Source organism: Polyangium mundeleinium, assembly GCF_028369105.1.
Lineage (GTDB): Bacteria > Myxococcota_A > Polyangia > Polyangiales > Polyangiaceae > Polyangium > Polyangium mundeleinium.
On sequence record NZ_JAQNDO010000001.1, the window covers coordinates 9568454 to 9594517 of the forward strand.

The 26064-nt window shown below is 70.1% G+C and carries 16 protein-coding genes; 7 read left to right on the forward strand and 9 right to left on the reverse strand.

Annotation, left to right across the window (positions count from 1 at the left end):
• Positions 1-145 precede the first annotated feature (145 nt).
• Entirely contained in the window at positions 146-2620 is a 2475-nt protein-coding gene (locus POL67_RS37740) for an MXAN_6577-like cysteine-rich protein (protein WP_271925495.1), read from the forward strand.
• A gap of 435 nt (positions 2621-3055) precedes the next feature.
• Here POL67_RS37740 and POL67_RS37745 read toward each other — a convergent pair whose 3' ends face one another.
• Positions 3056-6673, reverse strand: a complete 3618-nt coding sequence (locus POL67_RS37745; RefSeq protein WP_271925496.1) for an AAA family ATPase — start codon at positions 6671-6673, stop codon at positions 3056-3058.
• Here POL67_RS37745 and POL67_RS37750 point away from each other — a divergent pair.
• Positions 6645-7454 carry a hypothetical protein gene (locus POL67_RS37750; protein WP_271925497.1) on the forward strand — a complete coding sequence of 270 codons (810 nt, stop codon included), beginning with the start codon at positions 6645-6647 and terminating at the stop codon, positions 7452-7454. The genes POL67_RS37745 and POL67_RS37750 overlap by 29 nt on opposite strands.
• Before the next feature lie 557 nt (positions 7455-8011).
• On the opposite strand, the gene POL67_RS37755 is transcribed toward POL67_RS37750, so the two are convergent.
• Entirely contained in the window at positions 8012-9850 is a 1839-nt protein-coding gene (locus POL67_RS37755) for a hypothetical protein (RefSeq protein ID WP_271925498.1), read from the reverse strand.
• 175 nt (positions 9851-10025) lie between these two features.
• Here POL67_RS37755 and POL67_RS37760 point away from each other — a divergent pair, with 175 nt between their 5' ends.
• Complete coding sequence (locus POL67_RS37760) at positions 10026-10910, forward strand: hypothetical protein (protein ID WP_271925499.1); 885 nt, start codon at positions 10026-10028, stop codon at positions 10908-10910.
• 160 nt (positions 10911-11070) lie between these two features.
• A complete protein-coding gene (locus tag POL67_RS37765; protein WP_271925500.1) occupies positions 11071-11361 on the forward strand; it encodes a hypothetical protein in 291 nt (96 codons plus the stop codon).
• A gap of 65 nt (positions 11362-11426) precedes the next feature.
• Here POL67_RS37765 and POL67_RS37770 read toward each other — a convergent pair whose 3' ends face one another.
• Positions 11427-12557 carry a TauD/TfdA family dioxygenase gene (locus tag POL67_RS37770; protein ID WP_271925501.1) on the reverse strand — a complete coding sequence of 377 codons (1131 nt, stop codon included), beginning with the start codon at positions 12555-12557 and terminating at the stop codon, positions 11427-11429.
• Positions 12558-12781: 224 nt separating this feature from the next.
• Here POL67_RS37770 and POL67_RS37775 point away from each other — a divergent pair, with 224 nt between their 5' ends.
• Positions 12782-15097 (forward strand): nitric-oxide reductase large subunit, encoded by a 2316-nt coding sequence (locus POL67_RS37775; protein WP_271925502.1) that lies wholly within the window; start codon positions 12782-12784, stop codon positions 15095-15097.
• A 16-nt stretch (positions 15098-15113) separates the two neighbouring features.
• Here POL67_RS37775 and POL67_RS37780 read toward each other — a convergent pair whose 3' ends face one another.
• The 3 genes from POL67_RS37780 to POL67_RS37790 are packed head-to-tail and all read right to left on the reverse strand — an operon-like array spanning position 15114 to position 18816.
• Positions 15114-17426, reverse strand: coding sequence for a glutamine amidotransferase (locus POL67_RS37780; RefSeq protein ID WP_271925503.1), 2313 nt, complete (start codon positions 17424-17426; stop codon positions 15114-15116).
• Positions 17423-18196 (reverse strand): DUF4159 domain-containing protein, encoded by a 774-nt coding sequence (locus POL67_RS37785; protein WP_271925504.1) that lies wholly within the window; start codon positions 18194-18196, stop codon positions 17423-17425. The genes POL67_RS37780 and POL67_RS37785 overlap by 4 nt, the downstream gene beginning before the upstream one ends.
• Positions 18196-18816, reverse strand: a complete 621-nt coding sequence (locus tag POL67_RS37790) for a hypothetical protein (protein WP_271925505.1) — start codon at positions 18814-18816, stop codon at positions 18196-18198. Before POL67_RS37790 ends, POL67_RS37785 begins: the two co-directional genes overlap by 1 nt.
• Positions 18817-18937: 121 nt before the next feature.
• On the opposite strand from POL67_RS37790, the gene POL67_RS37795 reads away from it, so the two are divergent.
• Together POL67_RS37795 and POL67_RS37800 are read left to right on the forward strand one after the other, a co-directional pair.
• On the forward strand, positions 18938-19483 hold the full coding sequence (locus POL67_RS37795) for a GNAT family N-acetyltransferase (protein WP_271925506.1): 546 nt from the start codon (positions 18938-18940) through the stop codon (positions 19481-19483).
• Between the two features lie 174 nt (positions 19484-19657).
• Entirely contained in the window at positions 19658-20164 is a 507-nt protein-coding gene (locus tag POL67_RS37800) for a response regulator (RefSeq protein WP_271925507.1), read from the forward strand.
• 2 nt (positions 20165-20166) lie between these two features.
• On the opposite strand, the gene POL67_RS37805 is transcribed toward POL67_RS37800, so the two are convergent.
• The 3 genes from POL67_RS37805 to POL67_RS37815 are packed head-to-tail and all read right to left on the reverse strand — an operon-like array spanning position 20167 to position 26059.
• Complete coding sequence (locus POL67_RS37805) at positions 20167-24336, reverse strand: AMP-binding protein (RefSeq protein WP_271925508.1); 4170 nt, start codon at positions 24334-24336, stop codon at positions 20167-20169.
• Complete coding sequence (locus tag POL67_RS37810) at positions 24333-25085, reverse strand: lysophospholipid acyltransferase family protein (RefSeq protein ID WP_271925509.1); 753 nt, start codon at positions 25083-25085, stop codon at positions 24333-24335. The genes POL67_RS37805 and POL67_RS37810 overlap by 4 nt, the downstream gene beginning before the upstream one ends.
• The gene (locus POL67_RS37815) at positions 25082-26059 is read right to left on the reverse strand and encodes a class I SAM-dependent methyltransferase (RefSeq protein WP_271925510.1); all 978 of its coding nucleotides are present in this window, start codon (positions 26057-26059) and stop codon (positions 25082-25084) included. The genes POL67_RS37810 and POL67_RS37815 overlap by 4 nt, the downstream gene beginning before the upstream one ends.
• Positions 26060-26064 lie beyond the last annotated feature (5 nt).

Below are 26064 nucleotides of genomic sequence, written 5' to 3' on the forward strand. Positions count from 1 at the left end.
ATTGTCATGCGGGGCACGCACACGCCTGCTCTCCGCGGAGCGGACAATGATACTATGGAAGGCTGGTCGTGAATTTCTTTGACTCCAAAACGAAACCTACGGGGATGAATCAATGACCAGATCCCGAACTTACGCACACCAACCCATGACGACGGTCCTCGGCGCGCGGCGGGGAGGGCTCGCGCTTTCCGCGCTCGTCGCGGCGCTCCTCGTGGCGGCCTGCTCCGGGGAGGGCGGCGGAAGCGGCGGCACCGGCGGCACCGGCGGCACGGGAGGCGCCGGCGGCCTCGGGGGTGCCGGCGGCGGAGCCGCTTGCCCGGCCGGGCAGGACACGTGCGGCGGGGCGTGCGTCGACCTCGACACGAACCCGCTGAACTGCGGCACCTGCGGCAACACGTGCGCGGCGGGCGAGGTTTGCTCGAACGGCGCATGCGCCCTCACCTGCGGCGGCGGCACCACGAAATGCGGCGACGCCTGCGTCGACACCAACCTCGACCCCCAAAATTGCGGCGCGTGCGCGAGCGCGTGTGCAGCGGGCGAGGTCTGCTCGCAGGGCGCGTGCTCGCTCACCTGCGCCGGCGGCACCACGAAATGTGGTGAGCTCTGCGTCGACACCACGAACGACCCGGCAAACTGCGGCGCCTGCGACAACGTCTGTCCCGCCGGTGAGGTCTGCTCGCAAGGCGCGTGTGGGCTCACCTGCGCCGGCGGCACCACGAAATGCGGCGACGCCTGCGTCGACACCTCGAACGACCCGGCCAACTGCGGCGCTTGCGACAACACCTGTGCCGCCGGCGAGATCTGCTCGCAGGGCGCCTGCGCGCTCACCTGCGTCGGCGGCGCCACGAAATGCGGGAACGCCTGCGTCGACACCTCGAACGACCCGGCCAACTGCGGCGCTTGCGGCGCCCTTTGCGCCATGGGCGAGGTCTGCTCGCAGGGCGCCTGCGCGCTCACCTGCGCCGGCGGCGCCACGAAATGCGGAAACGCCTGCGTCGACATCTCGAACGACCCGGCCAACTGCGGCGCCTGCAACACGCTCTGCGCCATGGGCGAGGTCTGCTCGCAGGGCGCCTGCGCGCTCACCTGCGCCGGCGGCACCATGAAATGCGGCAGCGCGTGTGTCGACGCGATGAACGACCCGGCGAACTGCGGCGCCTGCGGCAATGCCTGCGCCGCCGGCGAGGTCTGCTCGCAGGGCGCCTGCGCGCTCACCTGCGCCGGCGGCACCATGAAATGCGGCAGCGCGTGTGTCGACACGAAGAACGATCCGACGAACTGCGGCGCCTGCGGCAATGCCTGCGCGGCCAGCGAGGTCTGCTCGAACGGCGCATGCGGGTTCACCTGCGCCGGCGGCACCACGGCGTGCGGCAGCGCGTGCGTCGACACGTCGAGCAACAAGGCGAACTGCGGCGCTTGCGGCAATGCGTGCTCGTCGAGCCAGGTCTGCTCGGGCGGCGCCTGCGCTTGCCTCCCCGGGGAGAACACGTGCGGCGCGAGCTGCGTGAACCTCTCCGACAACAGCCTCGCCTGCGGCGCTTGCGGCACCACGTGCGGCGCGAACCAGGTCTGCGCGGCCGGCGTCTGCGCGAACCTCGCGAACGGCAATGGCAGGGTGGGCGGCACGTACACGGGCGTTTTCCCGCCGACGGTCGGCGTCCTGTATGCGGGCCCGACGACCGACCTCCAGACCAAGCTCGTGGCCACGGCCTCGTTCGCGTCCGTCGGCTTCGTCAACATCAACTCCACGACGCCGACGCTGGCGCAACTGAAGGCGTACGACGCCGTCGCGGTCATGACGTACCTGTCGGTCTCGACGGCGTTCGGCGACAACCTGGCCGACTATTACGAGCAGGGCGGCGGTGTCGTGCTCTTCGATTACGAGTCGCAGGAGACGGGCACGTATGCCCTGAAGGGTCGCTTCGCCACGCAATACACGCTCTCGACGCCCATCGCGCCGGCCGACTTTCTCACGACGAAGGTCACGCTCGGCACCATCCTCGAGCCGGGCAGCCCGCTGCTCACGGGCGTCACGACGTTCGGCTACCAAGGCTCATCGCCGTACCACATGCCGGCATCAGCGTTCAACAAGAACAACCCCATTGTCGTCGCGCTGTTCTCGGACGGCACGCCCGCCTTGGTCCGAGGCGTGGTGTCGAGCGGCGTCGCGACGGGGCGGCCACTGATCGAGATCAACGGCTTTGGCCTTTCGACCACGGGCAACAGCGCGATCGGCTGGGATACGACGACCGACGCCGCGAAGCTCATCCGCAACGCGCTGTACGCGTCGATGCCGATTCCTGCGTTCACGACGGCGCAGGAGGTCAGCTTCCCGGGCCAGGCGCATTCCACGCAGAGTGCGCCGCAGACCGTGACGTACACGAACCCGTCGGGCAACCCGCAGACGATCACGGCGCTCACGCTGAGCGGGAGCCATATCGGCGAATTCTCGGTGACGCCGTCTTCGCCCTTGCCGGCCACGGTCCCGGCCGGAGGCACGTTCACGGCCGACGTGCGATTCACGCCCGCGGGCACAGGCCTCCGGGCCGCGACCCTCTCGGCGACCGTGACGGGCTTCTCGACCAAGGCCACGACCCTGCTCAAGGGAACGGGGATGTAATCCGAGGGAGGACACGCCTCCGCGTCTCGCCGGGGTTTCATCCCGGCCCCACCCTGGACGCTTGATGCGTCGATCGCGATGCGGTCGACGCATCTCGCTCGGAGCGAGACGTGCCGCGCGCACGCCCCGATCCGCTCCCCGTCACCCCTCCCGCTTGCCGCTCCCGCTACGGATTCCGGACGCGCGGGCGCCCCCCTGCGACAACGGGCCCCCTCTGCCGAGAACAAGCGGCTCGGTACGCCTTCAACCCCGGCGTCCTGGAGCGGCAGTGTCGAGAAGCGGGGCTCCTCCCGTGAAGGCGGGCGAAGGAGCCACTTCCGCTTCCAGTTCCCCAACCCCTGATCCGGCGTAGCTCCGCGGTCTCCTCCCCCTCCGCCCAGCTCCCGGCCGAGGATTGCAGCGCGAATGCCGGGGGGACACGCCGGCTGCACGCGCCTACGGAGGACCCTCGGCGAGGACGAGCCGCTCTGCCGAGGCGCCGGCGCGCACGCAGAGCCGCGGGAGGTCCGCGTCGGGCAGCCCCGCCAGGCTGATCGCGGCGCACCCCTGCACGTGCGCCGCCGCGACCGACTGGCGCGCGCCGAGGCCGGTGTAGAAGCCGCTCGCGTATCGCCGCGCGGCGGCGTCACAGATCGAGCCGCTCATCCCGACGACGCAGTCGACGTGCGCCCGCAGCACCTCGATGTGGTCCTCGCTGTGGCAGGCGTTGAGGATCACCAGCCGGACCGAGGCCCCCGCCGCGCCGAACACCTTCGCGAGTGCGTCGCTCGAGACGAGCCGGGCGCGGCCCTCGCCGTGATGGAAGACCAGGCCCTGCTCCCGACCGCCGGCCGCCGGCGCGGGCTCCTCCGCGAACTCTCTGCGCGGACCGGTCCGGTGCTCGCCGGCGGCGTCCCCGCCGCCGTGGCCGCTGAAGTGGAGCACCGTCGGCTGGAGGTTGACGAGCTCGCGGAGCAGATCGTCGGGCTGCGTCGCCCAGCGCGTCACGAGCTCGAAGCGGTCCCGGAACCGGCTGCGCTCCAGCGCCTCCTGGATCGCGCGCGCCTCCTCGTCGAGCGCGATCCGGACGGTCCCCCCGGGGTTCGCGGCCAAAAACAGGATGGTGTGCCGCCGCGGCGGCTCGCGAGCCGGACGCGCGCCCGGCGCCGCCTCGGGGCCAGGGGTGGCGGTGGGCAAGGCCGCGCGCCGCGGCGGCCAGTCCAGCACGCAGACCTCGCCGTTCGCGTCGCCCGCGGCGATGCAGGCGCCGGTCGCCGCGACCGCGGTGAACGCGGCATCGCCGCGGTGCGTGAACAGGCACTCACCCGTCTCGACGTCCCACACCCTGAGCGTCCGGTCCGCGGACGCCGTGACCGCGCGGCGGCCGTCCTCGGTCACCGCGCACGCGAGCATCGGGCCGGCGCGGACCTCGAGGCCAGCGCGCACGCGCACGCTCGCCGCATCACGGGCCGTCGCTTGCTCGAGGTTGCCAGCCGCGTGCACCTCCTCGGCCCCGAGCTCGCCCCCGTCCTCGAGGTCCAGGCCCCTCGGCGTCCCGTCCCCCGCCCTCCAGATCACGCGCCGCCCGTCGGGCGAGATCGCGCACGCGGTCACCCGGTCGGCCTCGCCGTTGCCGATGGCGCGTGCGCGCGCGAGATCCCACACCTTCAGCGTGCCGTCGCCCGAGGCCGAGACCGCGTGGCGGCCGTCTCCGGTCACCACGCACGACCGGACCCAATCGGTGTGCCCCCGCAGGACGGCGAGCATGCGCCCGCTCTCGAGGTCCCAGAGCTGCAGCGTCCCGTCGAGCGACCCCGAGACGATGTGCCGGCCGTCCGGCGTCACCGCGCACACGAGCACCCAGCCCCCGTTGCCCGTCATCGTGACGAGCGTGCGCCCGCTCTCTAGATCCCAGACCCGGAGCGTCCCGTCGCGCGACCCCGACACCACGCGCCGCCCGTCCGCGGTCACCGCGCACGCCCTCACCCAGTCCGTGTGGCCCTCGAACGTCGCAAGCACGCGGCCGCTCTCGAGGTCCCACACCTTCAGCGTCCCGTCGTACGATCCCGACACCACGCGCTGCCCGTCCGGCGTCAGCGCGCACGTCCGCACCCAGTCGGCGTGGCCCTCCAGCGTGGCGAGCTCGCACCCGCGCTCCACGTCCCAGACCCGCAGCGTGCCGTCGTTCGACGCCGAGACCACACGCGGCCCGTCCGCCGCCGCCGCGCACGCGTTCACCTGCCCGGTGTGCCCCCGCAGGGTGGCGAGCTCGCGCCCGCTCTCCAGGTCCCAGACCTTCAGGATCCCGTCGTCTGCCCCCGACACCACGCGCCGGCCGTCCGCCATCACCGCGCACGCGGTCACCCAGCGCGTGTGACCGACGAGCGTCCTGAGGAGCCGACCGCTGCCGAGATCCCACACCTTGAGCGTCCGGTCGAACGATGCCGAGACCACGCCCTTGCTGTCGGGCGTCACCGCGCACTTGATGACCTCGTGGGGGGAGTGGCCGACGAGGTCACGCACGAGCGCGGCGCTCCTCGGCGGGACCGCGCACCGCACGCGCAGGAACGTCGCCCCGGCCGGGACCTGCAGCCGCGTCTCGATCTTCTCCTCGGTCTGCCTCATCCGCCGCAGCCGGTTCCACAGGAGGGGCGCGAGCGCCTCCGGCGCATCCCACAACCAGCGCGACTCGCACGCCAGCGCCCGCGCCAGGTCTGCGAGGCGCTGGCAGAGCTCCGCGTCCCCGCTCGCGCGACAGCGCTCGGCGACCCGCGCCACGTCGGCCTCCGCGTCGCGCGGCCCCAGTTCGCGGCACTTCGCCTCCAGGTACCCGAGGTTCGCGGCGAGCCCTGCGGCGGCCTTCCAGTCGGCCGCCTCGACGCGGTGGATCAACCCGTGGCGCAGGGCGTAGCGGCGTGCCGCGGCACCGCCCGGCGACGGCCATGTCGCGAGCCGCTGCGCCAGCTCCCTGTGGCGCTCGCGGATCGCCTCCGCACCCAGCTCCTTCGCGACGTGCATGCGGATCGAGTCGTGGTGCAGCCGGTACTCGCCCTCGCCGTCCGGGTGCTTGGTCTCGACGAGGAGCTCGCGCGTGCCGCGCACGAACGCCTCGCGCTGCCCCGCGTCGCTCCAGCCCGCAGCGACGGCGAGCTCGTCGAGCGTGAGCGCCTCGCGCGCCGCGCACAGGATCCCCAGGCCGTGCCGGGCGATCGGATCGGCCGCGATGCGCCGCCACGACTTCGCGAGCAGCGCCGCGAGGCCGCGCGGGATGTCCAGGGCGCGGCGCGCCGCCGCCGGCAGCCCGGCCAGGTGTCTCCGCAGCGTCGCGGCGTGCTGCAGGTTGCCGCACGCGCGCGCCGCCGCCTCCTGGACGAACCGCGCGTCGAGGTCGAGCAGCGGCGCCGCGCGCTCCCAGAACGCGCGCACCGTCACGGCGTTGTCCTCGGCCAGCTCCTGCTCGTCGAGATCGATCTGCAAAAGCTCGCCGTCGCGGGCCGCGAGCAGCTCCAGGTACGGGTGCTTGGGCCGGGTCGCGCACAGGAAGCTCACGCCGCGCGGCAGGCTGTGCGGCAGGAACGCCGCGAGTGGATCGGCGGTCGCCGCGCCCGCCGGCGGATCGTACTCGTCGAGGCCGTCGATCATCACGACCAGGCGTGCGCCGCGCGGCGCCAGCTCGCCCGCTGACACGCGCGCCAGCATCGCGGCCAGCCGCGCCGCCGGGTGCCGCCGCGTATCCACCTCCGGCTCGCGCCGATCGGGGAAGCACGCCTCGAGCTGCGCCACCAGCGAGCCGACCAGCTTCGCCGGATCGTCCCAATCGTACTCGCCCCGGCGAATGAAGTGATGCGGCACCACTTCGCCCGCCGCCTCGCGCCGCGCCAGCCACTCCGCCAGCAGCGCGCTCTTGCCCATGCCCGGGCCGCCGGTCACCACGACCCAGCGATCCGCGCGATGACGCTCATCCGCGCCGAGGAGCCGATCGAGCCGGCCCAGCAGCGCGGCGCGGCCGACGAAGCCCTCGTGCCGCTGCCGCTCGATGCGGTAGATGCTGTCGTCGAAGGATTCCCCCGGCATCCGGACCATTGCCTATCGTAACGGATCACCGGCGCCTCGGGCAAACAACCCCATCGGCGCTGGCAAAGGGCGCGGGACGTTCACCAATAAGGCGCCCATCCTCGTTGTCCCGGCCGGTGCGCGTCTGTTCGGGCTTGCGCGTGTCGACCCTGCGTTTGCCCGATGCGCAAGCTCCATTCAATTCGCCGCGCGCGTCGGGCAAACCATCCAGGCGGACGCTGAGCCGATCGAGGAGAACGATCTCGAAGAGGACAGCGACGAGGACAGCGACGACGACGACGACAGCGACGTCGCCGAAGGTAGCGACGCTCTCGTGCCGTGGGGAGAGCCGCTGACGATGGGGGGGCCGAGTCCCGGCACGAACGTCATCGTGCGGCCGCGTTTTCTACTGAAGGTTGCTCGTGCGGAATGGTCGGAGGTCGAGCCCGAGGAGGAAACCGGGCTCAAGCTCGTTTCGACCGACGGCCGACATGAACTGACGATTGATGTTCTCGTCTTCATGAACGACCCGGCGCGGGCGGAGCAACGGCTCGCGAACACATTCGAGACCCTCTTGGCGTCCGCTCAGTCCCTTGGGGAATGCAAGGTCCTCGAAACGCACTTCGAGGAAGAGCTCGGGCCGACGAACGAAGCGGGCTTCACGCTCGACTTCGGAGGCACGGTGGTGAGCCGGCGTCTCTTCTCTCCACCGAGCTGTTCGAGCTCACGGGAACGGGGGGCGCGCGCGCGGCGGGGCCGTACGCCGGCCCCGCATGACGTTCCCGCTCCCGCTTCCGGGTGAGCTCCCGGGGCCAGCAGCACATCCCCGGAGGGACACGCGCACCCCTCTTGGAGGACCCGCTCGACCCTCCCCAACGACCGTCCCATCCCCCTGAACAACGCTCTCGTCCCTTTTCGAGAACAGCGCCCTCCCTCTTCGAGAGGCTCTCGCCTCCCTCGGAGGACGCTCTCGTCCCTCCGCTTGAAAGCTGACGATCCTCTCCGAGACCCTCCCGACCGCCGTCGGAGACCCCCTCGTCCCTTCCGGGACAGGGTTCTCCTTCACCGCGAGGACACGCGCGACCCTCTTGCAGGAGGGTATCGTCCTTCCCCGGAGGCCCTGTCCTTCCTCCCCGGGACACCTGCACCCCTTCCGGAGGGGGGTCTCCTCCCCCGCGAGGACGCTCCCAACCCTCTTGCAGGAGGGTCTCACCCCTCTTGCAGGAGGGTCTTCCCCTCCCGGAAGACACTCGCCTCTGTCTCTGGAGACCGTCTCACCCCTCCCGGAGACGGTCTCACCTCCCCCGGCGAAGGGTCCTGCGAAGGAGTCGTCCCCCTGCGCCCCCACCTCGATCTCCCTCACCGCGCCCCCAGCGCATACGAAAACGCCGCCGAGGTCCGGAACATCCACGCATAACGGCGGTAAGGCCGCAGCATCCAATCGTCCGGGCTCTGGAAGAGCTGTCCCGTGAACGTCTCGTAGAGCCCCGGCGAGCCGAGGATCACACGGCGAAACCTGGGATCCGGCTCGCCGAGGAGGCGCGCGAACGCGTCGGCCCAGGCGAGCGCCCCCATCACGTCCGCCGCGTGCGCGTCGCCGTCGTGATCGGTGTGCATGGAGCCGTCGGGGCGAACGAGGTAATCGGGCGTGAGCCTCCTCGAACCGTCGGGCTGCACGCGCACCTTCGAGGCCGCCGAGAGCATCCTTCCCATGCGCACGATGAAGCGTGCAATGCGCGGGTCTTCCCATAAGGCATGAACACGCACCATGGCGTCGACGAGCAGCGCGGACATCCAGGGCGAAGCGACGAGCTCCTCGCCCGCCTCGTCCGGATCGTGTTGCGTGCCGAAATGGTAAAGCCCGCCGTCCACGACCGCGCCGCCCCGCGCGAACAGGCCGCCGGGGCGGCTCTGATCCTGATGCCAGAGCAGATCCTCCACGATACGAACGACCCGCGCGCGGTCCTCCTCCCGCCCCCGGAGCTCGAACGCGATCGTCGCGGCCAGCAGCTTGAATGCCACGTGCCTCTCCGTCCACGCCTCGCGGAGCCGCTCGCCCGTGCTCTGGCGGACGGGCAAATACGCGGGCGACCAGCGCGAGGGGACGTCCGCGAAGGCGGCGACCAAGGCGTCGAGCTTGTCGAGGATACGGTCGTCCCCCGTGAGCCAATGCATGAGCGCGAGGCACTCCACGTAGGAGTATTTCGGATCCCAGGCGGGCTCCTTGGCGGCGTCCTTTGGATCGGGCCTCGGCTTGCGCCACGAGAAAAACGCCGCCTGATGGCGCGCCTCCGCCGAAGGATCCCCCCGGTGTTGCCGGGCGAGCACGAGGAGGCGCTCGTAAAAGACCGACGCGCGCACCGCCTCGCGAAGAACCCGGGCCGAGCCGCCCCGGAGGTACAGGACGAACATCGCGGAGGCGCGATCGTAAAGCCAGGCCTCGCCGTTGTTGTCGAGGTTCGTCCGGTAGGGGTTGTCGCCGGCCGGGTCGTTGAGGAGGCCATAAAAATAGTTCTTTTGGGCAACGTCGTACGCAAGCGGCCACGGCAGGCGCCGGCCGTGGAGGAGCGCGGGGGGATCCATGTCTTCGCCGACGCGATCGTCGAGCGGCACGAACGGCGTGCGCAAGGCCCCTTGCGCGAGGAACGCCTTGGGCAGGACGACGTAGACGGCGGGCTCGGTGACGAGGTCCTCGGGCGTGAAGCTGCCTTCGGTGACGGAATGAAAACCCCGCCGCGTCGGGACGAGGTCGGGGACGTCGCGCGTGCGCTCCGCGGCGCCCCATTCGACGATGACGGACGTGGGCTCCGGAGGGCTCGTCGGGAAGGTATGGGTGAGCTGCACCCGCGCGACACGCACCCAGCGCCCGGAGCGCGCAGGATCGGTGAGATGCCGATAAGGGGTGAGCTCCTCGACGTGCGCCGGAATCTCCACACCGCCCTGGAGGACACGCACGGTCGCGAGGCCCGCGCGCGTGAGCGATTCCGGTGGCAATGGCAGGCCAAACGTCACGAGGTGAGGCCCACCCGATCGGACGCCGGGCGCGGGCACGAGCCTCGCGGAGATACGTCCGACGGGCGCGCCGGGCGCGTGAAAGCTGCGAGAAGGCAAGAGGGGCGCGCAAGCGAGCGAGGAAAGGCCGAGGAGCAACCCCACGAGGGGTTTTACGCGCAGGTGGGACGGACGGATGTCGCGCATGACCCCTTTGGATGCCGAAGGACCAATTGACATCACGGCGGACGGGATGTCTTTCTCGCCGCGATCACGTCCTCCTTCCCGCCCCGCGACGTCTTGACGTGGCTCGCCGCCGGGTGGAGGATGGCTCTCCTCCCCCGTTTTCAACATGAACATGATATCGATGCGCCCCCTCGTGATGGCTCTTGCCCTTGGCGTCACGGCTTCCTGGACGACCCTGGTCGCCGCCGACGTCATTCACCCAATGCCGATCAACTGCCCGCGAGGTACCGAGATGGCGCACAGCCACAACGGTTCTTATTGCGTCCCGCCATTGCGCGCGGATTGCCCGGCCGGGTACGTGCCGCAGGTCCGCCACGCGACGTCCTATTGCGAGGCGCCTCCCCCCGCGCCCTGCCCCAAGGGCCTGCACTGGGCGTCGGAGGGGCCAGGCGTGGGCTCGTGCAGGCTGAACTACAGCTGCGAGAACGTGGGCCAGGCATGCGAGAAAGGCGCCTGCGAGCAGCTCTCGTTCTGCATCGAGCACAGGAACATGAGCCGTTACGTGATGCCCGTCGCGCACGGCACGTGCAGGACCCAGGCCGATTGCGCCGGTGTTCCTGGCACCACGTGCGAAAAACGATTGACCTGCGCGGACCCGACGACGCGGAAAAACGAGGCCGCGCGGATCGAAGCGGCCAAGAACGTGCCCGCGAGCGCCGTCCCCGCGCCCTACGTGGCGAGTGAAATGGGCGGGGCTCCGCCGCGGTACCCTGTGCTCAAGGACGGCCAGAAGCTCCCGGCCCTGCCCGATGTCCCCGAGCCGCCCGACGACACGCCGAACACGCCGCCTGCGCCGGAGAGGTCGGAGGACGCCGGCGCGGCCTCCCCGCCCGCGGAGCCGGGTCCCGGTGAACCGACGCCGGTCGACGCGCCGCCCACCACGCCCAAACCGCCGAGCAGCGGGGGATGCGCAGGGTGTGAGGTGGGCGGGTCGGACGACGACATGGTCGGCTGGGCCGCGCTCATGTGCCTGCTCGGCGTGGGAATCGCCCTGCGGCGCAAAGGCAAAGGAGAAGGCTGACCAGCGTTCCGCGATCCAGATCACACGAACGCAGCGCGTAACCTTGACGCAGAGAAGCTTGCCACCTCTGTTAACACATCGTAACATCCGCCATAACGGACGTCACGACAGAGGTTGCTTTCCTTCCTTGCCTCGTGTTGGGACGTCGAGGAGCGCTTGCATGAAGAATTCGCGAACAAGCTCGGTCTTCGCCCTGGGTTTCAGCTCGTTGCTCGCCGTGGTCGCACTGGCCGGCATGACCGGTTGCGGCGACGACGAGAAGACGGGTGACACGACGTCCAGCAGCTCGGCATCGAGCTCGGGCTCGGGTGGCGCGGGCGGCGGTACGGGCGGCGCAGGCGGCGGCACGGGCGGCGCCGGTGGCCAAGGCGGCCAAGGCGGCGACGGTGGTGCTGGTGGCCAAGGTGGCGCCGGTGGCCAAGGTGGCGCCGGCGGCCAAGGCGGCACCTGATCGAGGGATGGCCGTGAGCACGAGGGGCGCTCATTCGCGCCCCTCGACGCTCGAACGCGCGTGATTCATTTCGGATCGAAATAGATCCCCCGGAGCCACCGGGCGCCCGAAAAGGCCGTCCTGCCGTGCAGCATCCGGTGGTTGTCGTAGAGCACGAAATCGCCCGGTTCGAGCCGGAGGCGGACCTGGTGGCGTGGTTCGCGCACGATCTCCGCGAACCGCGTGTACGCCCTGTACCAGGCCTCCATCTCCGCGAACGAGGCGTCGAACGGCGCGAGCGTGAAATACGAATATCGCACGAGAAAGCCGCTCGGACCCGACATCGCGAGCAGCGGGGAGACGACGACCCGCTCGAACGATTTCTGCTTTCGGTGAAACCGCACCGGAAACGTCGTCAGGCGCTCGAACGCCGGCGCGTCGATCGACGCGATGTACCGCGCGGCGGCGAGCGCGTCGCAAAAGAAGCTCTCCCCGCCCGCGTCGGCGGTCCGGATGCATTGCAGGAGCTGATATCGAGGCGGCGCGTCGAGGAACGGCTGATCGGTGTGGAGATCGATCCCCGCGTCGGTATACCCGAGCTGATCGGTGTTCTGGTTCGTCGTGTTGTCGGTGCGCAGATCCTCCACGCGGCCGAAATGCGTGCCGACGAGGGAGAGCCCGGCCGCGGAAAATGCCTCGATGAGCGGCTCGGTGTCGTCCTCGGGCGAGCGCCCCCACGCCACGGACGAACCTCGCACCACACAAAGCCCTTCGTGGCGCACCCGGGCGACGCACGCATCCACGAGCGCGGCGAGGTTCGGGAATCGACCGGCTTCGAGCGTGACCCGCGCGGGATCGGAGGGCGGCGGCGGGACGTCGACGCGGCCCGGCGCATACACGTGGGCGCGGAGCCATTCGAGGTCGTAGCTGCTTTGCCGGCCGGAGGGCTCGTCCCAGGTGACGAGCACGCGGCGGCGCTGCGCGTCCAGGCCCACGCTCCGGGGGCGAATGCCGAGCGGGACCTCCGAGGCATCGAGCGTGCGCTCCCCGGTCCGCGGGTGCCGGTCGAGGTCGCATTGATGGCGGAGCCAGAACCAGTGGAAATCGGCGTGCGAGAGGCTCCCTGCGCCGAAATGGACACGAAGCCACCCCTCGTGGGGAACGAGCGAGGGGCCGGTGTCCGGTCCAGGGACCAGGTCAAGAGATGTGGGTGACATGGCGGATGGTCGTCCAGGATAGCGGACATTGGTCCCCTCGGGAAGAGACATTCGGCGCAGCCCACGGGAGAGTCCGAGCGTGCGGCCGGGGACGAGCCGCCCCGACGACAAACGCAACGTAACGGAGCATTTCATGAAGCTCCGCTCGAATTCGGCACGTGTTTGCTCTTGAAATTGGTCACCCGGACGCGCACAACGGTCCCACCCGACGCGGGAGGTATTCAATGCGTCATACGAGGCTGTGGGCGGCGTTCGGCGCGGTCATCGTCCTTTCCTTCGCCGTCCTCGGTTACTTCGGACTCGAGATTTATCGCAAAGCACCACCAGTACCGGATCGTGTCGTCGTGGCCTCGGACGGCCGCACGCTCTTCACGGGTCAGGACATTCGCGACGGTCAGAACGTCTGGCAATCGCTCGGCGGGCAGCAAGTCGGCTCGATCTGGGGGCACGGCGCGTACGTCGCCCCCGACTGGTCGGCGGATTGGCTGCACCGCGAGGCGACGTGGATCCTCGACGTATGGGCGCATGACGAGAAAGGGACCACCTTCGACAAACTGCCCGCCCCGGAGCGCGCCGCGCTCGTCGAGCGGCTGAAGGCCGAGATACGCACGAACACGTACGACGCGGCGTCCGGCGCGCTCACGGTGAGCCCGCTCCGGGCCCGCGCGATCGAGGCGGTTTCGAAGCATTACACCGCGGTGTTCGGCACCGATCCCGCGATGGCCGAGCTGCGCGACGCCTACGCGATCCCCGCCGCGACGCTCAAGGACCCCGAGCGCCAGCGCCTCATGAACGCCTTCTTTTTCTGGGCGGCCTGGGCGTGCGGGACCGAGCGGCCCGGGGCGAACATCACATACAGCAACAACTGGCCCTCCGAGCCGCTCATCGGCAATCACCCCTCGGGCGCGATCGTCGTGTGGTCGGTCGTTAGCTTCGTCCTGCTGCTCGCCGGCATCGGCGCGCTCTCCTGGTATTTCGCGGCCCAGCGCCACCGCCCAACGGAGGACCCGGTCTACCCCGAGCGGGATCCGCTGATCGGCCTGCAGGCGACGCCCTCGATGCGCGCGACGCGCAAATATTTCTGGGTCGTCGCCGCGCTCATCGTCACGCAAATCGCGCTCGGCGCGGTGAGCGCGCATTACGGCGTCGAGGGCTCGGGCTTCTACGGCATTCCCCTCGACCGGTGGTTGCCTTATGCCGTGACGCGGACGTGGCACGTCCAGCTCGGCATTTTCTGGATCGCCACGGCGTGGCTCGCCACGGGCCTGTTCATCGCGCCGGCCGTCGGCGGGCACGAGCCGAAATTCCAGCGCGCAGGCGTCCATTTCCTGTTCGTGTGCTTGCTCGTGATCGTCGTCGGCTCGCTCGCCGGCCAGTGGTTCGCGATCCAGCAGAAGCTCGGGTTCGAAGCGAATTTCTGGTTCGGCCACCAGGGCTACGAATACGTCGACCTCGGCCGCTTCTGGCAGATCTTCCTCTTCGTGGGCCTCTGCCTCTGGCTCTTGTTGGTCGGGCGCGCGATGTGGCCGGCATTCAAGAAGGGCGGCGAAAACAAGAACCTGCTCGCGCTCTTCCTCATTGCCTCCGCGGCGATCGCCCTCTTCTACGGTGCGGGGCTCATGTGGGGGCGGCAGACGAACCTCGCGATGGCCGAATACTGGCGCTGGTGGGTCGTTCACCTCTGGGTCGAGGGCTTCTTCGAGGTCTTCGCCACGGTCGTGATCGCGTTCCTCTTCACGCGCATGGGCCTCTTGCGTCTCGCAACCGCGACCTCGGCCGTGCTCTTCTCGACGGTGCTGTTCCTCTCGGGTGGCATCATCGGCACCTTCCACCACCTCTATTTCACGGGCACGCCGACCTCCGTGCTCGCCCTCGGCGCGACGTTCAGCGCGCTCGAGGTCGTGCCGCTCGTCCTGATCGGCTTCGAGGCCTACGAAAACCTCACGCTCACGCGCGCGAGGCCCTGGGTCGCCGCGTACAAGTGGCCGATTTACTTCTTCGTGGCGGTCGCATTCTGGAACCTCGTCGGCGCGGGGCTCTTCGGCTTCTTCATCAACCCGCCGATCGCGCTGTATTACATGCAGGGCCTGAACACGACGCCCGTCCATGGCCATACCGCGCTCTTCGGCGTCTACGGCATGCTCGGCATCGGCCTCATGCTCTTCTGCCTGAAGGGCCTGTCGACGCACCGCGCGTGGAAGACGGGCGCGCTCTCCTTCGCGTTCTGGACCATCAACATCGGGCTCGCGCTGATGGTGCTCCTCAGCCTGCTCCCGCTCGGCCTGCTCCAGACCTGGGCCAGCGTCGAGCACGGGATGTGGTACGCGCGATCGGCCGAGTTCCTCCAGACGCCGCGCATGGACACGCTGCGCTGGCTGCGCGTCCTCGGAGATACGATCTTCGCGGCAGGCGCGCTCGCGCTCGGGTGGTTCGTCCTCGGATTGAAGACGGGGTGGTCGCTCCGCGCCGAGGGGGATCCAAGCACCGAACGCGAGCGCGAGGCGCTCCAGATCGGGCAGCCCGCAGAAAAAGAGAGCTGACGGCGCCCCGCCTCCGCTAGGACAGTCCGCCCCGCCTCCGCACGATCCAGTGCACCCCGACGAGCATCGCCGCGCCGAGCGTCCAAGCCCAGGGCGGCAGGAGCGGCGAGACCCGCCTCTCCGCCGCGATCTGCGTCGCCGCCGGCAGCGGTAGGCTCCCGATCTGATCCACCGTCACGCTCTTGCCCCCGGTCGCCGCGGCGATCGCCGCGAGCCGCTCGGGATCGGGCCGCGTGTCCGCCCACTCGTCGCCGCCGCGCTCGCAGGCGAAGTCTCGGCGGGTCGTCGGACCGCGCTGCGCCGAAGCCGACCCGTCCGAAGACGCCGCGCCCGCCTCGTTCGGCACGATCTCCACCGTCGCCGAATACCCGCCCGGCTGGAGTTTGCCCGCGTCGAGCGAGAGCGGCTCGCCTTTGCCGTCGAGCCGCGCCGAGAGAGCACGCGCCTCCTCGCCCGTGCCGAGCTTGCGGATCGTGATCTTCGCGTCGCCCTTTTGCCCAGGCAGCGGCCGGAGCGTGAGCGTCGTGTTTTCCCCGGCGATGCACCCGTCCGCGAGCTCCACGACTGCGGGCTCGAAGCGCGGGTCGCGCATGAGCCAGCCGAGCAGCGCGTCCCAGAACGCGCCGTGCGCCCTTCCTGCCGCATTCGCCGCGAAGGCGCTGAAGAGCAGCCGGTGCGAGCCGTCGATGGCGAGCGCGATCGTCCGCCCGCTGCCGTGCTCGCCGAGCGCGAGGATCGGCATCGGCCCGCCCTTCGGCGTCCTGCGCGTCGGGTGCTCGAGCAGCACCGTCGCGCCGGGCCGCGCGTCGCCGACCACGTTCGCGCCCGGCATCTCGGGCCACTCCTCGCCGATGAGATCCCGCAGCGGCCCGAGCACCGGCGCGGCGCGGCCCGCCTCGGTCGTGCGCGGGACGAACGAGCCGACGTCCGCGCCCTGCGCGTCCGCCCCGCGATCGAGCTCGACGGGCAGGACCTCGGCGAGCGGCGTGCCAGCGTAGTTGCCGGGCACGAACGCGTCCGGGCCGCCGACCATGATCAAGCCGCCGCCCTTGTCGACGTACCGCGCGAGCGATCGCAGGTGCTTCGCGAGGCCGTACGGCGCGGCGTTGAAGTCCTGGAGCACCACGGCGTCGAAGCTCGGCAGGTGCTCGCTGAAGAGCTCGTCGACCGGGAACGGGATGAGCGCGAGCTCCTCCGACGGCGCGACCACGTCGTCGGTCGGCGTGCGCAAAATGAAGAAGGCCACGACATCGACGGACGCGTCGGCTTTGAGCCACATGCGGAGCGCGCGCACGTCGTACGTCGGCCGCCCGGCCACGTGCAGCACGCGCACGCGATCACGCGCGACGTCGATCGTCATGTACCGCGTGTCGTTGTCCGGCACCGCGTCGCCGTCCGGCGCGTCGATCGACACTTCGAGGATACGCGCGCCGGCGCGATCGAGCGTCACTTCGAGCTCGAGCGTCGCCGATCCGCTCGACGCGTTGGCCTTGCCCGACGCGAGCAACGTCGGCTCGCCGCTTTCGCGAAGCTCGCGTAGCGACACGGGGATCTCATCGCAGTCGAGCCCGCCCGCACAGCCGATCTCGACCCGCAACGTGAGCGGCTGATGCGCGACCGCCGCGCCTGCCGCTCGCACCGCGCGCACGCTCGCGTCACGCGGCGCCTCCGTCGCGACCGAGACCGCGTGCACCGGCACCGTCAGCGTCCCCAGCGCGGCGCGGATCGCCTCGCCCGCCTGCGCCTCGCCGGGCCGATCGAGCCTTCCATCCGAGAGCACCACGATCGCCGCGGGCCGCTCGTCCGCCGCGCGCGCGACCGACTCGATCGCGCCGGCGAGATCCGATCGTGGCATCGGCCGCGCCGCGAGCAGCGCCTGCCCGAGCCGACCTTCCGCCCCGCCTTGCGCCGCCTCGGGCGCGCCGTCCGCGAGCGCGGCGGTGAGCGGCGTCGGCGCGCCTTTGCCGAACGCGAGCCCGTAAAGCCGCACCTCGGCGCCGTGCTTCTGCAGCTCGCCGAGCGCGCGCGCAGCCTCCTGCCGGCGCGTCTTTCCCGCGGGGCCCGGCAGATCGATCGAGCGCGACGCGTCGGCGAGCACGACCACGCGGGGCCCGACGAGGCTGCCCTTGCTCTGGATCGCCACCGGCCGCAGCACCGCGAAGAGCAGGCCGATCGACGCGAGCGAGCCCGTGGCGAACGCGGCGAGCCGCGAGCCGCGCGAACGCTTGAGCTCGAGCGCGAGCAGCACGATGCCGAGGACCGTGAGCAGGGCGGCGAGGAGCTGGTAGGACGGCGCGAGATCCCCCGACGGCGCGAGGCTCGTCGTCATGGCGAAGGCTCCGCCGCGCGGCGCCGCATCAGGAAGGGCGCGTGCACCTGATCGTCCTTGTAGTTCGAGCAGAGCACGAACATCGCCACGTTCACCGCGAGCCGCGCGGCCTGCTCGCGTTGCGGCTCGCCGTTCGGCACCACGACGAACGGGTGCGTCCCGTTTGCCGCGCGGGCGAGCGCGCCGAGCACGTCGTGCTTGGCGAAGATCACCTGCGGCACGCCGCCGCGTAGGATCGCTTCGAGCTTCGGCTCGCCCTCGACACGCCCGACGGCGCGACGGAGCAGGTAAAACGAGCGGAAGAGCACGTTCTCCGTGCCGATCGGGATCGCCGCGCCGTCGGGCAACACGCGGGCGAGCTCGCGCCGCGCGGCCTTGCCGAACGCGCCCGACTCGGGGGCGAAATCGTCGACGAAGAGCACGCCGCCGAGCGCGAGGAAGCGCCGGATGCCGAGCACCTCGCGCTCGGTCAGGGCGGGCACGTCGTCCTCACCGCCCCAGATCGCAAACGGCTCGGCGAGCAGCGCGGGCGCGTCGGCGCGCACCGTCGTGGGCGTGAGGCGCGCGGGCGCGCTCGTGCGCCGCGTGAGCTCCTCGGACCAGCGCGCGGGACCGGTCGTCCGTGCGCCTTCCCAGCGCGCCGTCCCCGTGAGCAGGATCCGCGGGTTGAACGCCCCTTCCTCCCCGAAGGCCCGCGACGGCCGCGGCACGAGCGCGACGAGCAGGAGCGCCACGAGCACGAGGAAGACCGAGCTCACCCGCGCGCGCATCAATCGAAATCCTCCACGTGCCAGACGCCCGCCTCGCGGCGCAGCTTCACCTCGTGGCCGCCCGGCACCTGCACGGTCGCGCGATCGCCGGCGACCTGCACCTCCAGGCCCTCCGGGTGCTCGAGCCCCTCGACGAGCGAACGCAGATCGTTCTCGATCGCGCTCCGCGTCGACGGCGAGAGGACCCGCAAAAGCCCGGCGTAGCTGCGCCGCGCGAGGACACGTCGGAGCTGCTCGAGCGCCTGCGCGGGCGTCTTCGCGCCTGCGGGCAGCGCGTCGGCGGCCGAGATCCGGAAGACGCCGCCTTCGAGCTCCAGCGTCGCCTCCTCGCCGTCCGCGTACCGCATGCGGGCGTGGGCCTTGATCGTCACGCCGGGTGCGGCGAGGGCCTTGGCCTGATCGGCGAGCTCGCTGCGCTCCTCGGCCACGATGCGACGCACGTCCTCGCGGGAGAGGCTCCGCTGGCCTTTCGCGGTCATCATGCCGTGGATCGCGTCGGCGTCACCACGTGCGGCCGCGTCGGCGTAGGCCTTCACGGCGTCCTTCGGGTCGGGCATGGCGGAGCCGCCGCACGCGGCAAGGGCGAAGGCGAGGCACGCGAAGGTCACGAACCGGGGCACGGGCGGAGCCTAGTACAAAACGGGCGACCCGGGGCCTCGACGTCGCGCGCCGGACGACCTCGACCCTCGATCCCCCTGGTCGCTTGGACCTGGGAGCGGTACAGGTTGAAGCGGATCTCTCATGTCGGGCCGCCCTTTCATCCGCCTCGCGGACCGCACGGACCTCGACGGATTCGCCGATCACATCGTCCGCCACTCGGCCGAGAGTGGACGCGAAGGCTCTTTGCATTTTGCGATCTCGCGTTCGCCCGAGCGCGCGAGCGTCCGAGAGCACGCGCGGCAGCGCTGGGAGCGCGCGCTGGAGGAGTCGCTCTGGGGCCGGTGTTTCCTGCTCGTCGAGCCTGTGCGGGGCTGGGTCGTGGGGCACCTCGAGCTCCGCGGCGGGCGTTTCTCGGCGGAGATGCACCGCGCGATCCTCGGCATGGGCATCGAGCGGGGGTACACGCGGAAGGGCCATGGCCAGCAATTGATGGAGGCCGCGATCGGCTGGGCGAAACGTACGGGCAAGGTCGCCTGGATCGACCTCGGCGTCTTCGAGCACAACCTCCCCGCCCGGACCCTCTACCAGCGGATGGGCTTCGTGGAGAACGGCAAGCGCAAAGACGCGTTCCGGATCGATTCGGGGATGCAGGTGACCGACATTTCGATGTCGCTCCGGATCGGCTGACGTCGAATTCGATAGCGAATTCGACGTCCTGAATGCGTTGTGTCCACGCCGTATCGCTACCACCGGTCCATCCCGACGTACGGACATGTCATGGGCCGTTCATCGTGGAGGTACGAAAGTAGTACGTGTACCTACTTGACGGGCGTCTTCCGGTGATGAACTACTCGATTCGATATGGTGGGGGAAGCGCGGATTTTATTGGTCGACGACGATCCTGTTTTCGGCAAGGAGGCGCGGCTCCGGCTCTTGGCCGAGGATCTCGACGCTGCTTTTCATCAAGGGCCGCTCGGCACGCTCCAGGCCGTGCGGGCCACGCGTTGCGAGCTCGTCGTGATCGACGTCAACATGCCGAAGGTCGACGGTTGCCTTCTGGTGCGGATGATTCGTGACGCCTTTGGCCTTGGGCATACCCGCGTGATGCTCTGTTCCGACATGAGGTCGGACATGCTCGCAGCGCTCGCGAAGGCCCTGCAGGTGCCGTTCATCGCGAAGAGCGCGGGCCTCGACGTGCTCGTCGAGAGCGTCCGCGCGGCCCTCGCGGAGCCCCGCGCGCGTGGCGCCGGCGCGGCCGGCGAGGTGAACCCCGTCTGCGACAGCCCATGCATCCCGGCGCCGGTTCGTCCCGCCAGTCCCGTGGTCGGGCGTCGTAGGCCGACGCCGCGTCGCTCGCGGGATCGATGAGCTCAAGCTGGCGGTGCAAACATCTGGACGAGCCTCCGCCACGTCGAAAGCACACGCCCGAGCCATGGCAGCTCGAACACCGGCGACACCACCGTGTACGTGGTCAATCGATCCAGGAAGAGCCACGCAAGCGAAGCGCGGAACGCGGCGCGTAACACCTCGTCGTCGAGCCCCGGCGCGGCCATCTCGGCGTGAGCCCGCACGAGGAGGAACACCTCTTCCTCGCTCACCTCTGGGGACAACGTCCAGCAAAGAAGCTCCGCGACATCACGCGTCCCGGGCCCGAGCGCCGCAAGCTCCCAGTCGTAAAGAACGATCTCCCCGTCCGCCGCCCCCCGCCGCAATGCAAGATTCCGCGGATTGACGTCATTGTGCAGCAGCGTCACCGGCAGCGCGGCGAGCGCCTCGGCCCAGCCGACGTCCTCGAGCAAGGGCGCCGCCGCCGCCGCGACATCCGCGTCGATCCGCGTCCGCGCGTGCTCGAAGAGTGCTTCCCATAGCGGTACGAGCTCCGCCGCGCGTGTCCCCGCGGCCCGCGCCCAGGGCACCACGGACAGCGCCGCGGCAGGCCCTCGGAAGGCTGCATGCAATCGCGCAAGCCCCTTCACTGCACGCCGCACGGCATCGATGGGCCAAGGCTCGGCGACGGCGTCGAGCGCGTCCACCTGATCGCCTTCGCGCAATCGTTCGAGCACCAACGGAGCGCCGATCGCTTCCTCCGGCGAGGAAAAACAGCGGGGCTGCACGCGGGCAAGCGCGGCATGGTCGAGCCCATACAGCGCGCGTTCGCGGGTATGGGCGTCCGCGACATCGAGCCAATGTCCGTGCATCTCCAGCGCAGCAGCGAGCGTAGGGCTCGAAGCACGCGCGACGCCGGTGCAAAGGGCGCGGAGCTCATCGCCGCGGGCCGGCGCTTTGAGGACGACATCGAGCACGCGGCCGCCGTCGAGCGTCAAGGTCGCCGGATACACGCCGACCGGGCGATCACAGAACCCGCAAGCAAGGCGGCTCAAAAGGCCGCTGCCCATGATGGCTGGCATCACGCGGGCCGAGGTGACGTCGTGGGATATGCCGTCGACCACGACCTGCCGAGGTGCCACCGGGAGCGCTCGTGAGGCCGCTGTGGCGCGCGCACCGCGCCGCGGTGGGGATGGGAGCGCGGAGGCCGCTTGCCACGCGGCGACTCGCTCGTCGAGGAAAGCGGGGTCCACGGGCTCGGCCCCGCGGAATGCAGGCGCAACCGATATCGACGCGCGGCGCGATCGCTCGTAGGTTCGCAACGTGCCGGCGCGGAAAAACGGCCATAGGCCTCGCAACGCCCCGCGCCGATGGAGCCCCAAGGCCTCCACGCGTGCGAGCCACGCTTCCCACGGCATCAATGCGACATCGTACCCCGCGAGCGCCAGCCACGCGACCACCTCGCGGAGCCCACGCGACTCGTCCCCCACGTGGACGAGCGCAGGCCCCGTTTCGACGAGGTCCGCGAGGACCCGCGCGAGGTGATCCCGTGGACAAACCGAAAATGGAAAATCGAGGTCCGGGGCCGCGCCCGCCTCGACGCACGCGCGAAGCAAAAGGGCCACCACATCGTCCACGCTCGCCTCGCCGTCCCTCCCGCCGAGGACGAGCGAGGGCCGCACGATCGTGGCCGAAAGCCCTTCCTGCCGCGCACGATCCACGAGGAGCTCGGCCACGGCCTTCGAGGATGCATACCCGAGCGGCAAATGTGGGAGCCGCGCGCGGAGGGCCGCGGGGGGTTCGTCGTCGCCGAGGACGTCCCCCGACGCGGCCGCGCCGTCGTGACATACGATCTGCGAGGACACGTGGACGAGCCGCGCCCCCGCGACGGCGCAAAGGGCAATCACCTCGGCCGTCCCGGAGGCATTCGTGGGCGCGAGCGACGAATAGGGCAAGACCCAGTTCACGGCCCCCGCCACATGCACGACCGCGTCGAGCTCCGCGACGAGCGCACGATACCGATCCTCCCCGAGCCCGAGCTTCGGCAAGGAGACGTCCCCGGCCAAACCCGAGGTCCCTTTGGCGCCCCTCGCAAGCACGAGCACGCGGTTGTCGCGCCGCACGAGCTCGGCGACGACGGCGCGCCCGACGAACCCTGTCCCGCCAGTAACGAGAATCGTGCCACCGCCCGATCGACGCGGTCTAGACCGCGGCACGGGCCGCTCGAGGTCCTCTCGCCAGGGCGCATCGAGCATACCTCGTCCCTCGACGAGAGCCCGCAGGGACGACGCGCGCCCCCATACGTCGAGCGAAATCGGTCGACCAAGCAAATCCCCCAGCGCTGCCGCGGCGTCCGCGGCCTTCAATGAGTCGAGCGGCAAACGCGCGGGCGGCGCATCAATGTCGATTTCATCGAGCGAAAGCCCCGTGACCCTTGCAAGCACGAGATGCGCCGCGTGCAGCGGGCTCCCCTCCCCTGACGCAAGATCCGACACAGGAGGCGGGCAGACGGGCGTTTTGATCTCGCCGGCGCGCAAAAGCGCCTCGGTGGCCCGCCGCTGGAGCTTGCCCGACGACGTCTTCGGCAATGTGTGTTTCGGGACGAGCGCGACGTCGACGAAGATCCCATGCTCGAACGACACGACGCGATGGACCGCGGCAATCACCGCGGCGTAGCCGGCCTCGTCGAGCCGATCGTCGACCTCACAAACCACGACGGCCCGCGGCTCCCCTCCCTCCGTGTCATCCTCGCGCAACACGGCGCAGACGCAGCCCCGCCGGATCGCCGGATGCGCGCCCTCCGCCGTGCGCTCGACGTCGTGCGCGTGATGATTCTCGCCGCGAACGATGAGCACGTCTTTTTGACGCCCCACGATGAAGAGGCGATCGCCACGTCGATAGCCGAGATCCCCGGTGCGCAAAAACGGCCCTGCCTCGCCGTCCGGACACGCGAGTGTCGCGCCAAACACCCCGCGTGTCGCCTCCGTGTCTCCCCAATATCCATCCGCGACGCTCTCGCTCTGGAGCCAGATCTCGCCGATACGCCCGTCCGGGAGCGGCCGCCGCGTCTCCGGATCCACCACCCGCACCGTGACGAGCGGCGGGATTTCCCCCACGCACACGACGTCGATCGTGCGCTCGCCGGCCGCCTCCTCAGCCTCGCCGCGCGCGAGCGCCGCGGCCGAGAGGCGCTCGACCGTGAAGGGCGCGTGCGTCCGGCAGGAAGCGAGTACGGTGTGCTCGGCGAGCCCATAACAGGGAAACCACGATCTCGCCGAGAATCGCGACGGCGCGAACGCCTCCGCGAACGCGGCGAGCGTGCTCGCGCGAATGGGCTCGGCGCCGCAATAGGCCTGGGCCCAGCAGGAGAGATCGAGCGTTTCGCGCGCAGCCGGATCGATCTTCCGGACGCAGAGGTCGTAGGCGAAATTCGGCCCGCCGCTGCGCATCGCGCCGAACCGCTCGATGGCCCGGAGCCACCGCAGCGGTCGTTCCAGAAAAACCCACGGCGGCATGAGCCACGCCGGCCAGCCGCCGTCGAGCGGCAGCAAGATCCCCTCGATGAGCCCCATGTCGTGGAATTGCGGGAGCCAGCTCACGGAGGCGCGCGGAATCGTGGGCGCGACGCCGTGGATGACGTGCAGGTTGTGCGAGAGGTTGCTCCGCAGCACGCGCACGCCCTTGGGCGCGGCCGTCGAGCCCGACGTGTATTGCAAAAAGGCGAGACCATCCCCGCGCGGATCCTCGACGCGGCGGCGCACGCGCGGGACCGCCGTCACGTCGATCCAGGGCAAACCCGCGAGCGCGGGCACGGCGTCGGCGAGAATCGGGCGATAGGGCAAAATCACCGCCGTCGAGAGCACGCCCGCGGGCGCGGCATGCGCGACAAGGTGGCCGAGCCGCGCGAGGCTCCGCGCCGGCTTGTGAGGGTCGGGCGGAATGGCCGGCACCGCGACCCTCCCCGCGCGAAGACAAGCGAGAAAGGCGACCACGAAATCGATCCCCGGCGGGAAAAGCAGGAGCACCCGCGCCTCCTCGGGAAAACGCTCGACCAGGGCAGCAGCCACGTCGTCGACGCGCGCATCGAGCGCAGCCACCGTGAGCGAGGCCGACACCTCTTCGCCGTCATCGAGAAACCCGAGCGCGAGTTCGTCCCCCCGCGCCTCGGCGCGACGGCGCAATTTCAGAGGCAGGAACGTGAATGTGCCGCTCACGCCGCCGCTCGATCGGGGTTTGGCGCGGCGATCTCGGCCTCGAAGGCCTGGAAGACGCCGCGCACGTGGTCGGCGTGCTCGCGGGCGGTCTCGGGTCGCCAGCCGCTCGTGTCGATCTCGGGCAAGACGTGGACGATCACCCTCGTCCGCGTCATGACCCAGCTCTTCCCGGGGTTCTCGGCCCGCGGAATTTCGAGATGAAGCGGCACCATCGGCGCCCCGAGTGCCGCCGCCAGGTGAAACGCGCCTTTGTTGAAAGGCCCCACGCCGCCCGAGACCACGCGTGTCCCTTCCGGGCTCAAATACACCGCGTCCCCCGTCTTTCGGAGCACCTCGCACGCAGCAGCGAAGAGCTTGCGGCGTTTTTCGGTGTACGTCTGCGGCACCGTGAAGAACGTACCGACACACACCGCCACGAGCGCGCCCGGCGGAAACACCCACGCGCCGCGCTTCATGAAGAACCACGCGCGCGGCAGACGCAATGAGAGCAAAACGAAGAGATCGATCGACGAGGTGTGATTCGAGACGTACACGACGCGGCGCTCCGGCAGCGGAACCACCGGCGCGCGCACTTCGACGGAGACGCCTGAGAGGCGCAGGACCACGGAAGCGGCCCAGGCCCCAAGCCCCTCGGCCGCGGCGCGCCTGCCAAAGAGGAGACGTACCAAGACGAACAGCGGCGAGAGGGCCGTGACGAAAAGAATAGTCAAGACGAGGGCGACGACGCCTCGAATCCGCTTCAGGCTCACGGCGAAGCCCCCGACGAGGGCCGTTCGAGGACGATCGTCTGCATGGCCAGGTTGAGCTGTTTTTCGAAGAGCAAGACCGGCGAGAGCGCGAGCTGTCCCGCGAAATACGGGCCGATCGCCTTGCCTACGTCGAGCCCCTTGCCGCGCAGCACGTGGAAGGCCGCGCCCGCGAAGAGGTAAAAATAGGCCGGAAAGGCGCCCCAGGGCAGGTGGTCAACGATCGAGAGGCCGCTCTTCTCGCACATCGCCCGGAGCGTTTGCCAATCGAAGAGCACCGTGTGTTGTGGCGCCTGGAGGCCCGGCCAGCGGTCCTTGAAGAGCCGGAAGCTCGTCGAATCGAGGCGCGGCACCTCGATGACGACACGCCCCCCGGGCGCAAGCAGGCTCCGCGCGCGCTCGAGCGTCTGCAAGGGCTCGTAATCGTGCTCCAGGAAATGCCACATCGTGATCAGGTCGAAGCGAGCGTCGCCGAAATCGATGTCCGCGAGCACGCCGAGGCGAAAATCAACGCCGTCGAGCAACGGGTTTCCCCGGAGATCCTTGAAATCGACCCCGGTCACGGCGGCGCCGTGCTTCTTGCGGAGCATCTGCAGGAAGCTGCCCACGGCGCAGCCGATGTCGAGCACGCGCATGCCGCGCCGGGGGGAGACGTACTGGCCGCAAAGCTCGACCTTGCGGCGATCGTGCCCGTTCATGCCCCATTCATAAAGCGGCGTGAACACGCCCCAATCCTTCTTCTTGCGATGGGCAATGTACTCGGAGTCGTAATACGCGCCAATGTCGTCCTGAAGAATCCGCGGTCGCTGATAGGCGAGGTCACACGCACGGCAACGCACGAAGCGAAATCGACCGGGTTTGCCGGTGAGATCGTCTTCGGCCTCGATGAGGAAATCAGCGTCGCGCCCACCACAACCAGGGCAAGCATTGTCTTCCATGCGGGGCTTCGTGTCCGGGATCGTGGCCTCGATCGTCATCGTCG

Coding starts and splice junctions, on each gene's coding strand:
- POL67_RS37740 (WP_271925495.1), top strand. CDS start 146: ATGACGACGGTCCTCGGCGCGCGGCGGGGAGGGCTCGCGCTTTCCGCG.
- POL67_RS37750 (WP_271925497.1), top strand. CDS start 6,645: ATGCTGTCGTCGAAGGATTCCCCCGGCATCCGGACCATTGCCTATCGT.
- POL67_RS37745 (WP_271925496.1), bottom strand. CDS start 6,673: ATGCCGGGGGAATCCTTCGACGACAGCATCTACCGCATCGAGCGGCAG.
- POL67_RS37755 (WP_271925498.1), bottom strand. CDS start 9,850: ATGCGCGACATCCGTCCGTCCCACCTGCGCGTAAAACCCCTCGTGGGG.
- POL67_RS37760 (WP_271925499.1), top strand. CDS start 10,026: ATGGCTCTTGCCCTTGGCGTCACGGCTTCCTGGACGACCCTGGTCGCC.
- POL67_RS37765 (WP_271925500.1), top strand. CDS start 11,071: ATGAAGAATTCGCGAACAAGCTCGGTCTTCGCCCTGGGTTTCAGCTCG.
- POL67_RS37770 (WP_271925501.1), bottom strand. CDS start 12,557: ATGTCACCCACATCTCTTGACCTGGTCCCTGGACCGGACACCGGCCCC.
- POL67_RS37775 (WP_271925502.1), top strand. CDS start 12,782: ATGCGTCATACGAGGCTGTGGGCGGCGTTCGGCGCGGTCATCGTCCTT.
- POL67_RS37780 (WP_271925503.1), bottom strand. CDS start 17,426: ATGACGACGAGCCTCGCGCCGTCGGGGGATCTCGCGCCGTCCTACCAG.
- POL67_RS37785 (WP_271925504.1), bottom strand. CDS start 18,196: ATGCGCGCGCGGGTGAGCTCGGTCTTCCTCGTGCTCGTGGCGCTCCTG.
- POL67_RS37795 (WP_271925506.1), top strand. CDS start 18,938: ATGTCGGGCCGCCCTTTCATCCGCCTCGCGGACCGCACGGACCTCGAC.
- POL67_RS37800 (WP_271925507.1), top strand. CDS start 19,658: ATGGTGGGGGAAGCGCGGATTTTATTGGTCGACGACGATCCTGTTTTC.
- POL67_RS37815 (WP_271925510.1), bottom strand. CDS start 26,059: ATGACGATCGAGGCCACGATCCCGGACACGAAGCCCCGCATGGAAGAC.